The organism is Saccharopolyspora sp. NPDC045839 (genome assembly GCF_056431645.1).
Window position 1 is genome coordinate 40,661 of sequence record NZ_JBWKKH010000051.1, and the last position, 9,172, is coordinate 49,832.

14 protein-coding genes and 1 tRNA gene are annotated in these 9,172 nt (G+C 68.7%); 9 read left to right on the forward strand and 6 right to left on the reverse strand.

All coding sequences use genetic code 11. The features are described 5' to 3' along the window. Nucleotides 1–100: 100 nt before the first annotated feature. Both AC07EQ_RS40425 and AC07EQ_RS40430 read left to right on the forward strand, forming a co-directional pair. Entirely contained in the window at nucleotides 101–265 is a 165-nt protein-coding gene (locus tag AC07EQ_RS40425; RefSeq protein WP_478393084.1) for a hypothetical protein, read from the forward strand. Between the two features lie 160 nt (nucleotides 266–425). After that, entirely contained in the window at nucleotides 426–683 is a 258-nt protein-coding gene (locus AC07EQ_RS40430; protein WP_478393085.1) for a hypothetical protein, read from the forward strand. 70 nt (nucleotides 684–753) lie between these two features. Here the strand turns inward: AC07EQ_RS40430 and AC07EQ_RS40435 are convergent. Both AC07EQ_RS40435 and AC07EQ_RS40440 read right to left on the reverse strand, forming a co-directional pair. Further along, a tRNA-Ser gene (locus AC07EQ_RS40435) sits at nucleotides 754–838 on the reverse strand. Between the two features lie 49 nt (nucleotides 839–887). Then, nucleotides 888–1,355, reverse strand: a complete 468-nt coding sequence (locus AC07EQ_RS40440; RefSeq protein ID WP_478393098.1) for a MarR family winged helix-turn-helix transcriptional regulator — start codon at nucleotides 1,353–1,355, stop codon at nucleotides 888–890. Between the two features lie 90 nt (nucleotides 1,356–1,445). Here AC07EQ_RS40440 and AC07EQ_RS40445 point away from each other — a divergent pair, with 90 nt between their 5' ends. The 3 genes from AC07EQ_RS40445 to AC07EQ_RS40455 are packed head-to-tail and all read left to right on the forward strand — an operon-like array spanning nucleotide 1,446 to nucleotide 3,671. Beyond that, nucleotides 1,446–1,937 carry a MarR family winged helix-turn-helix transcriptional regulator gene (locus AC07EQ_RS40445; protein WP_478393086.1) on the forward strand — a complete coding sequence of 164 codons (492 nt, stop codon included), beginning with the start codon at nucleotides 1,446–1,448 and terminating at the stop codon, nucleotides 1,935–1,937. Then, complete coding sequence (locus tag AC07EQ_RS40450; RefSeq protein WP_478393087.1) at nucleotides 1,921–2,904, forward strand: ABC transporter ATP-binding protein; 984 nt, start codon at nucleotides 1,921–1,923, stop codon at nucleotides 2,902–2,904. Before AC07EQ_RS40445 ends, AC07EQ_RS40450 begins: the two co-directional genes overlap by 17 nt. Beyond that, entirely contained in the window at nucleotides 2,901–3,671 is a 771-nt protein-coding gene (locus AC07EQ_RS40455) for an ABC transporter permease (RefSeq protein WP_478393088.1), read from the forward strand. Before AC07EQ_RS40450 ends, AC07EQ_RS40455 begins: the two co-directional genes overlap by 4 nt. 88 nt (nucleotides 3,672–3,759) lie before the next feature. Here the strand turns inward: AC07EQ_RS40455 and AC07EQ_RS40460 are convergent, their stop codons facing one another. Both AC07EQ_RS40460 and AC07EQ_RS40465 read right to left on the reverse strand, forming a co-directional pair. Beyond that, nucleotides 3,760–3,945, reverse strand: a complete 186-nt coding sequence (locus AC07EQ_RS40460; protein WP_478393089.1) for a DUF397 domain-containing protein — start codon at nucleotides 3,943–3,945, stop codon at nucleotides 3,760–3,762. Beyond that, the gene (locus AC07EQ_RS40465; RefSeq protein WP_478393090.1) at nucleotides 3,942–4,130 is read right to left on the reverse strand and encodes a hypothetical protein; all 189 of its coding nucleotides are present in this window, start codon (nucleotides 4,128–4,130) and stop codon (nucleotides 3,942–3,944) included. The genes AC07EQ_RS40460 and AC07EQ_RS40465 overlap by 4 nt, the downstream gene beginning before the upstream one ends. A gap of 433 nt (nucleotides 4,131–4,563) precedes the next feature. Between AC07EQ_RS40465 and AC07EQ_RS40470 the strand changes: the two genes are divergently transcribed. Then, nucleotides 4,564–5,127, forward strand: coding sequence for a DUF4352 domain-containing protein (locus tag AC07EQ_RS40470; protein ID WP_478393091.1), 564 nt, complete (start codon nucleotides 4,564–4,566; stop codon nucleotides 5,125–5,127). Nucleotides 5,128–5,198: 71 nt separating this feature from the next. Here the strand turns inward: AC07EQ_RS40470 and AC07EQ_RS40475 are convergent, their stop codons facing one another. Next, nucleotides 5,199–5,441 carry a hypothetical protein gene (locus tag AC07EQ_RS40475; RefSeq protein ID WP_478393092.1) on the reverse strand — a complete coding sequence of 81 codons (243 nt, stop codon included), beginning with the start codon at nucleotides 5,439–5,441 and terminating at the stop codon, nucleotides 5,199–5,201. Nucleotides 5,442–5,458: 17 nt separating this feature from the next. On the opposite strand from AC07EQ_RS40475, the gene AC07EQ_RS40480 reads away from it, so the two are divergent. Both AC07EQ_RS40480 and AC07EQ_RS40485 read left to right on the forward strand, forming a co-directional pair. Next, nucleotides 5,459–6,253, forward strand: coding sequence for a L,D-transpeptidase (locus AC07EQ_RS40480; RefSeq protein WP_478393093.1), 795 nt, complete (start codon nucleotides 5,459–5,461; stop codon nucleotides 6,251–6,253). Between the two features lie 56 nt (nucleotides 6,254–6,309). Continuing rightward, complete coding sequence (locus AC07EQ_RS40485; RefSeq protein ID WP_478393094.1) at nucleotides 6,310–6,804, forward strand: hypothetical protein; 495 nt, start codon at nucleotides 6,310–6,312, stop codon at nucleotides 6,802–6,804. A 231-nt stretch (nucleotides 6,805–7,035) separates the two neighbouring features. Here the strand turns inward: AC07EQ_RS40485 and hisC are convergent, their stop codons facing one another. Then, nucleotides 7,036–8,097, reverse strand: a complete 1,062-nt coding sequence (gene hisC / locus AC07EQ_RS40490) for a histidinol-phosphate transaminase (RefSeq protein ID WP_478393095.1) — start codon at nucleotides 8,095–8,097, stop codon at nucleotides 7,036–7,038. A gap of 263 nt (nucleotides 8,098–8,360) precedes the next feature. Between hisC and AC07EQ_RS40495 the strand changes: the two genes are divergently transcribed. After that, nucleotides 8,361–9,062, forward strand: a complete 702-nt coding sequence (locus AC07EQ_RS40495; RefSeq protein WP_478393096.1) for a dienelactone hydrolase family protein — start codon at nucleotides 8,361–8,363, stop codon at nucleotides 9,060–9,062. The last annotated feature ends 110 nt before the right edge of the window (nucleotides 9,063–9,172 follow it).

Genomic DNA, 9,172 nt, shown 5'->3' on the forward strand with positions numbered 1-9,172 from the left:
GAAACTGACGTCGACGGGCAGGGCGGTCCTCGTACTGTTCCCGCGTGGCTGCGATGGATCGGGACCGGCTGCGCATGACCTTCAACGAGGCGGCCGAGCTGTGGACGTCCTGCAGACCTACTCCGGTCCCCGATCAATGCCGCCGACCGCGCGCAACGGGTTGCTGGAGTGCATCGGAAACCTGATCGACAAGCACCACGGCGGCCGCATCACCAAGCGGTACCTGACGGAACTGAGGGTCGTCCACGCCGAACCGATCAAATAGTCCACAAAGGACTTCTGGACGCGCATGCGTCCGATCCGGGTACACACGCGCATCCGGCGTGCCAGACTCGCCGGATGTCGATCAACAACGCAGAGGCGGCCCTGGGAGAAGCCGCCGCGCCTACCTCAAAGCCCGCCGCTGGCTGTGGATCGGAATGGCCGTGGCGGTGCTGGCCGCGGCAACCTGGTTCGCGGTGACCTTTGGAGGGCTGTTGGCGGGCCCGGCGCCGGAGACGATCGAGTTCTGGCAACAGGCCTGCTACTGCGTCGCCTTGCCCGCGGCGATAGCGACATCCAGCGCGGGCGGCAGCCGTCAGACGGCGGAAGCCTGGCTGCGCAGCCTCCAACACCGCCTCGCCCCGGGCTCGTACAGCAGTTCAGCATTTGCCGACGCCCGGAAACTCGCCAACCGTCCATAGCCACTTGCGGCGAACGAGTCGGGACAAGATCGCCCCTGACGTACTTTGTCGCAGGTCAGGGGCGGTGCAGCGGAAGCGGGGGGATTCGAACCCCCGGTCGCTCTCGCGACGCTCGCTTTCAAGGCGAGTGCATTCGGCCGCTCTGCCACGCTTCCACGCCGCAGCGTAGCCAACCGGACGTGATCTTCCTACAGCCGGTCCGGGTCAGTCGAGGGTTCTCAGGTGTGCCGTCAGGCGCTGGAAAACCCCCGCCAGGACCTTCAGCTCGTGGGGCTCCAGCAGGTCGATCATGTGCTCCCGGACGCCCTCGACGTGCGCCGGTGCCGCTTCGCGCAGTTTCGTCATGCCCTTGTCGGTGAGCACCGCGAGCACACCGCGCCCGTCGTCGGGGCACTCGTCGCGGCGCACCAGCTCGGCCGTTTCCAGGCGGCGGATCTGGTGCGAGATCCGGCTCTTGGAGTGCGCGACCTCCATGGCCAGCTCGCTCATCCGCATTCGCAGGTCGGGCTGTTCGGACAGGCAGACCAGGATCTCGTAGTCCGCGATGGAGAGCCCGTGCGTGAGCTGCAGCTCGCGGTTGAGGCGGTAGTCCAGCAGCGCGCTGCCGACGATGTAGGACCGCCAGGATGCCATCTCGCAGTCGTCCAGCCACTTGGTGCGCTGCTCGGTCATCTCGGTCACGCGGCCAGGCTACCGGGAGGTTCGTGGTCCGCGGAGGCGATTCGGGTCCAGAAAAAACAATTTGCTTCCTAACCGTTCGGCGTGAGTACGATCGAATCCGTGCCCGGCTTCGTGGAACAAGATCCGCAGCGCATGCCGCTGACCCGGCTGGTGGGCCTGGCCGGCCGGCGGCTGGCGCACCACTGGGAGCGAGCCGTGGCCCAGAGCACCGATCTGAGCAAGACGGCGCTGATGGCGCTGACCACGATCGACGAGCAGGACGAACCGACGCATCGCGAGGTCGCCCAGCGCTGCTGGGTGCGACCGGCGACGCTGACGCCGGTCATCGACGCACTGGAGTCCGACGGGCTGCTGACCCGGCGGCGCGACACGACCGACCGGCGCGTGGTCCGGCTGCGCATCACCCCGGCGGGGCGGGCGGCGCTGGACGCCGCGTGGCGGGGTGTCAGCGCGGAGTTCCGGCGGATCGAGCCGAGGACCGACCCGGCGGAAGCGGCGGTGGTCCGGAAGTACCTGCTCGCGATCCTCGGCGAACTGAGCGAGGAAGAAGGCGGATGTGACCACAGCGGTTGAAGTGACCGACCTGGTCAAGCGGTACCCGAAGGCCAAGGGCAACGCGGTGGACGGGCTCGGCTTCGAGGTGGAGGCGGGCGAGGTCTTCGGGCTGCTGGGCCCGAACGGCGCGGGCAAGACGACCACCGTCGGCATCCTGACCACCAGGGTGCTGCTGACCAGCGGGACGGCGCGCGTCGCGGGCGTCGACGTGGCGGCCGACCCGGTCGCGGCCCGCAGCAAGGTCGCGGTCGTGCCGCAGCGGGTGAACCTGGACCGGTCGCTCAACGCCCGGCAGAACCTCATCTGGCACGCCGCGTACCACGGGGTCTCCCGCGGTGAGCGGAAGCGGCTCGCCGACGAGCTGCTCGGCCGGATGGGCTTGGCGGAGAAGGCGAAGGCCCGCGTCGACGACCTCTCCGGCGGGCAGGCGCAGCGGCTGATGATCGCCCGCGCGCTGATCCACAAGCCGGAGGTGCTGTTCCTGGACGAGCCGTCCACCGGGCTCGACCCGCAGGCCCGGCTGTTCGTCCACGACCGGATCAACGACCTGCGCGCCGAGGGCGTGACGGTGGTGCTCACCACGCACGACATGGACGAGGCGGAGAAGCTGTCGGACCGGGTCGGCGTGGTCGACCACGGCAAGCTGCTGACGCTGGACACGCCGGAGGCGCTGATCAAGTCGCTGCCCGGCAGCGGCACGGTGGACGCCACGCTGCGGCCCGACGGCCACGATCCGGCCGGGGTCGCCGAGCTTCTGTCCAATGTGGATGGAGTGCAGCGGGTCGAGCAGGTCGGCGCCGGCACCACCGCGGACGGGGCGGCGGAGCTGCGGCTGCGGCTCTACGTGGGCGAGGAACCCGCGGCGCTGCTCGGGCCGGTCGCGCAAACCCTGCACGAACAGCGGGTTTCGGTCAGCGACCTGTCGCTGGGTTCGGCGACGCTGGAGGACGTGTTCATCGATCTGACCGGGAGGGAGCTGCGATGAGTCCGGTTCGCGCGTTCACGGCGGTGCTGGGCCGCGACGTCTTCGTGACCGGTCGGGAGCTGCCGAGCTTCCTGGCGCAGGTGCTGGTGCAGCCGGTGGCGCTGCTGTTCATCTTCGGCAAGGTGCTCAGCGAGCTCGGCTACGCCCAGCCCGGCTACGCGCAGATCCTGCTGCCGGGCATGATCGCGCTCAACGCGTTCCTGGTGTCGCTGCAGAACACGTCATTCCCGCTGGTGCTGGACTTCTCGTTCTCCCGGGAGATCGAGGACCGGCTGCTCGCGCCGCTGCCGATCAGCTGGGTGGCGGTGGAGAAGATGCTCTTCGGCGCGCTGCGCGGGCTGCTCGCGGCGGTGCTGATGGTGCCGATCGGCATGGTGATGCTGGGCGAGATCGGCTGGAACCTGGCCGGCCTGGCGTTCGCGCTGCTGTGCATGGTGCTGGGCTCGCTGGCCGGCGCGGCCGTCGGCCTGACGGTCGGCGCGGCGGTACCGCCGCGGCGCATCAACATCATGTTCGCGGTGATCCTGGCGCCGCTGATGTTCACGGGTGCGACGCAGTTCCCGTGGGCGCAGCTGGAACACCTGCGCTGGTTCCAGATCCTGTGCGCGATCAACCCGCTGACCTACGTCAGCGAAGGCATGCGAGGAGCCCTCCTCCCGGAGGTCCCGCACATGCCGCTGTGGGTCTGCGTCCTGGCGCTGCTGAGCGCCACGGTGATCTTCGGAGCCCTCGGCATCAAGTTCTTCCTCCGCCGAGCCCTCGACTGACGGCTGCGATGGGCCCGTGCGTACTTTGTGCCGCTATAGCAGCTATAGCAGCACAAAGTGCACACGGGTCCTGACCAGCACGGATCGGTCACCGGTCGAAGCGGCCGGCCTTGACGTCGCCGAGGAACCCGGCCCAGGCGCGCTGGTTCACGCGCAGCGTGCCGCCGTCGCGGTCCTTGGTGTCGCGGATGTGCGTCGCCGACTCGCCGATGGCCAACTCGACGCAGTTGTTCGTGCCGCTTCCGCTGCTCTTGCGCCACTTCAGGTTGTTCATCCCCACGCCTTCGCCTGTGCGCGGATCAGTTCGGCCGACTTCTCGGCGCTGAGCCCCGATCCGGCGATCTCGGCGAACATGTCCGCGAAATGGTTAACGTCGCTCACATTCTCCACCCGCGAACCGCCACCGACGTACTCCAGATAGACGGCCGGCGGGTCCAACGGCACGATCTGGATGATCACGTTGTCGTGCTTCAGCGATGGTGACCAAGTGGTTCCCGCCAGACGCTTTCGAGCCTCTTCCGCAGGAGCTCCAGCGGGGCGTCCGGTGCCATCCGAACCCGGCTCGATGCCGATGCCCCGACCTCGCCCGCGCCTCAGGCGTGATCATGCGTGGCAAAGCGGGTTCTGGCCCGGTTGCGCACTCACGAAAGCTGCATGAGGTAGGCCACAACTCAGACACGGGGATCGATATCGCTCGGCCCGTGGCGGCCGAACTCGGCGGCGTAACCCCTGGTCGTGACGGTGTTCTCCGGGTGTGTCGGGCAACGAATCCGGAGTTCAGCCCAAGTGTCCTATAGGACATTTGTCATTCCGATTGTTCCGTCTGGGTGCTTGTGGGAAAGTTCCGCGCGTTGGAGTAGGCCTGAAGTACCTTTCGTGCTAGCGAGGAAAATTGAAGAGGCTGATTGCGCCGTTATCCGTGGCGCTGTTGATCACCCTGTCCGGTTGTGGTGTCGGTTCGAAGCCGAGCACGTCCGACGGAGGGGACACCAAGTCCTCCTCGTCGAGCAGCAGCACCGAGAGCGGCGGCGAGTCCGAGTCCACTGGTCCGCAGAGCGTTTCCTTCGGACAGGCGGCCACGGTTTCCACCGACAAGGGCACCCAGCTGAAGCTGACCATCGGTGCGCCGAAGGACTTCACCGGCACCGCGGACTTCGAGCCGGAGAAGGGCAAGTACGTCGTCATCGACGCGTCGGCGGAGCTGGCCAAGGGCGTCGCGGGCAACGTCAGCGAGGACGAGTTCGTCCTCGTCGACGCCAACGGCAACCGGTACGAGCCGGCCATCGCCTCGATGGAGATCTCCGGTTCGTTCATCAAGCTGCTCACCGACAAGGGCAAGGCCGAGACCGGCCAGATCATCTACGACGTGCCGGCGGACGCCACCGGCTTGACGGTCGAGTACTCGCCGACCGACGTCGACAGCAAGCCGCTGGGCATGCTCGCCACCTGGAAGTGAGGTCGCGAGGCCCCCTGGGCCGGGTTGTCCGAGTCGCCCCTCGACGCGGACAACCCGGCCCTTTTTGTCGCTCAGTAGAGGTAAAAACCCGACACGATCGTGCGATCTGGTTTCAGTAACGCTCCGCACCCGATGATCGCGCTGGCCCGTTTGCACTGATCAGGCCATGCGCGCCGGTGATCGGACACCTGCCAGCCCGCTTCGGCGCTCCCGGCACCCGCGTTAGCGTCCCGGCGGCACTTGATCTCTTGGATCAGGTCGCTGCCGCAGGCTTCCCGGCCATCGCCGGACGCTGCCGACAACAGGTACGCCAACGGGCCAGGAGCTGATCATGAGGCTGCGCACAACAAGTACCAGACGCCGCGCACGCGTCGCCACGGCGGCCACGCTCGGCGCGCTCTGCCTCGGCCTCGCCGGTTGCTCCGGCGCGTCGCCGATCGAGCCGGCCACCGCGATGGCGCGGGCCGACCTCGGCATGGAGGCGGCCGCGACGACCTTCGCCGATTTCCCCAAGGCGCCGCAGGATCCCGCGCCGAACGCGGAAACCGAGGGCGTCGTGCTGCGCGTCAAGCAGGACGTCGCCGTGCACACCGCGCCCGGCGGCCCCGTGTTCGCCAAACTCCCCGCGACGCAGCTGGAAAACCCCACCTGGGTGCCGGTGATCGCGGAACGCGGGCCGTGGCTGCAGGTCCTGCTCCCGTCCCGGCCCAACGGCTCGGTCGGCTGGGTGCGCACCGGCGGCGAGGTCGAGCGGGCGCGGTCGCCCTACGCCGTGGACGTCGACATCGACGCGCGGCGGCTCGTGGTCCGCAAGGACGGCGCGCCGGTCGGGGAGTGGATCGTCGGCGTCGGCGCGCCGAACACCCAGACGCCGCGCGGCCGGACCTTCATCATGGCGGCGATCGAGGAGACCGTGACCCGGTTCAGCCCGATCATCCTGCCGCTCGGCACGCACTCGGAAACCTTCAGCACCTACGGCGGTGGCCCCGGAACCGTCGCGCTGCACGGCTGGCCCGACCCCTCGGTGTTCGGCCAGGCCGGCAGCGATGGATGCGTCCGGGTTCCCGACGACGCGCTTCGGCTGCTCATGACCCTGCCGTTGGGCACCATCGTCCACCTGCGGTGATCGCCACGGGTGGGAATCCCCCCTCCCGAAGTACGACAGAAAAGGAAATGCGAAGTATGCGCAAGACTGCTTGCCTCGCCGGGATTTTCGCCGCCGGCACAGGGATCCTGGCCGGCGCCGCGCCGGCCTTCGCGGACAGCGCCGACAACGACGGCATCAACATCGGCAACGACAACAACCTGAGCGTGCTGCCGATCCAGCTGTGCGGCAACAACATCGCGGTGCTCGGCGCCGTGGTGCCGATCCTGTCGCCGCAAGCCAACGACTGCGTCAACGCGCCGATCGTGGACCACCCGACCGTCCCCGAGAAGCCGAAGCCGCACACCCCCACCCCTGAGCCCTGCCCGCCGGGCGTTCCCGGCGGGCCCGGCTCTCCTGGCGTCCGCAACCCCGGTGGCCCCGGTGGCGACCCCGGCTGCGACCCCGGCGGGTGGACCCCGCGGCCGATCGAGAGGGAGACCCCGCGCCAGCAGGCGGTGTCGGACCCCGAGTCGCTGCCGACCGCGCCGACCCCGGTCGCCGTCCGCGGGCACCACGCCGTCACGGGCTGAGATCGTCCGACCGATTGGTTTATTTCACTCGAATGGGTACATGCCTAAGTCGCCGGCTGGCCCGTTCCGGTTGATCAGCACTAGATTCCGGTGCTGCGTAGATCACTACGCACTCCACGTGGTCGTTTCGGCTCAAACGATCACACCCCCGGTGGTGGTGCCCGACGAAGTACTCCCCCTCTCTTCGTCGGGCACCACCGCTGTTCTTCCAGCCGTACCGGGAGATTCCGGTCAGCCGCCGATCCGGCCGAACGAGCGGGCCGCGGCCAGGAACGCGTCGTTCTCGTCCGGCTGACCGATGGTGACCCGCGCGCCCTCTCCGACGAAGGCGCGGACCACGACCCGGTTCTCCAGGCAGTGCTCGTTGAACTCGGTGGTGCGCTCGCCCAGCGGCAGCCACACGAAGTTCGCCTGCGTCTCGGGCACCTCGTAACCGATGGCCACCAGCTCGCGGTGCACCCGCTCCCGCTCGGCGATCACGTTCGCGCACCGCTTCTGCAGCTCGTCCTGCGCCTCCAGCGAAGCGATCGCCGCGACCTGGGCGAGCGCGTTGACGCTGAACGGGATGGACACCTTCCGCAGCGCGGCCGCGACCTCCGGCGGCGCGACGGTGTAGCCGACGCGCAGCCCGGCGAGGCCGTAGGCCTTGGAGAAGGTCCGCATCGACGCGACGTTCTCGCGCTGCTTCGCGATCTCGACGCCGTCCGGGCCGTCCGGGTCGCTGACGAATTCGAAGTACGCCTCGTCGAGCACCACCAGCACGTCCGACGGCACCCGGTCCAGGAACGACTCCAGCTCGGCCCGCCGCAGCAGCGTGCCGGTCGGGTTGTTCGGCGTGCACACGAACATCAGCCGGGTGGCCGGGGTGATCGAGGCGAGCATCGCCTCCAGGTCCAGCGCGTGCCCGGCGGTCAGCGGCACCCGCACCTGCTTGGCGCCCACGACGTGCGTGATGATCGGGTAGGCCTCGAACGACCGCCACGGGAAGATGACCTCGTCCTCGGCGGTGCAGGTGGCCTGCACCAGCTGCTCGCACAGCGCGACGGAACCGCAGCCGACGGCGATCCGCTCCGGATCCACGTCGAACCGCGCGGCCAGCGCCTCGGTCAGCAGCCCGACGCCCATGTCCGGGTAGCGGTGCACCTCGCCGGCCGCCTGGTTGATCGCCGCCACCGCGCTGGGCAGCGGGCCCTCGGAAACCTCGTTGCTGGCGAGCTTGATCGAGCCGGGGATGGTGCGACCCGCGACATAAGCGGGCAACTGGTCGAGGTCGGCACGAGTGCGCACGGTCATTTACGACTCCTAGCTCAGGTCGGTCACCTGGACGTTAACGCTCCTGAGCGAGGAATTGGCGGCACGGGTCATTTTGTGCAGCGGGAGTGGCCGATGAGCGCTGGAGACTGTGCAAGTTGTGAGCGTGACGAGGTTCACGGATGGGGGTGTGCTGCGGATGGCCCAATCGGGTGCCTCATATTGGTGACCATCCGTTGAATTCACTCGTCCGACCGGTTGAAGTCGTTGACTCATGTTCACTTCGGCGTGATTACCTGCACGGCATGACCCAAACCCGGACCGAGACGCTTGCGCTCACCGACGGCACGCAACTCCGGCTCACCATCGCCGAACCGGACACCGTGGTACGCGGCGGGCTCGTCGTCCTGCACGAGGCCCGTGGTGTCACGGAGCGGGTGCGCCGGTTGAGCAGCGCCCTCGCCGAGGAAGGCTGGCTCACCGTCGTGCCGCACCTCTACCACCGCGACGGCACCGACGAGTTCCACGACCACCACCCGGACGAACACGTGCTCGACCAGGTGCAACGCCTGTCCGGCGACACGATCTTGGCCGACACCGACGCGTCGTTCCTCTGGCTCTCCGACCGCGGCGTGCCGGCCGACCGGCAGGGCGTCATCGGGTTCGACATCGGCGGCTCGGCGGCGCTGGTGGTGGCGGCCAGCCGCACCGTGGGTGCCGCGGTGAGCGTCGGCGGGCAGGGCATCCTCGAGCCGCTGTCGGCCGGGCTGCCGCCGCTGGTGGAGATCGCCGGCGAGCTGTCCTGTCCGTGGCTGGGTCTCTACGGCGACAACGACGAGATCGAGGCCGGCGAGGTCGAGAAGCTCCGCGAGGTCACCGACGCCGCGCCGGCGGTGAGCGACGTGGTCCGCTACGAGGGCGCCGGGCATCGCTTCGACCGCGACGCGGAAGCGGCGGCGGAGGCGTGGCGCCGGGCCCGCAACTGGCTGGACCTCCACCTGCGCTGACGTCGGGCGCGTTGTCGGTTTCGCGCAGTGATGATGTGGGTGGTGATCGTCCGGGGCGTCTGACTCGGTTTCGCGCTGACGCCTGTGGGTTGTCTTGGTTTCGATCTGTC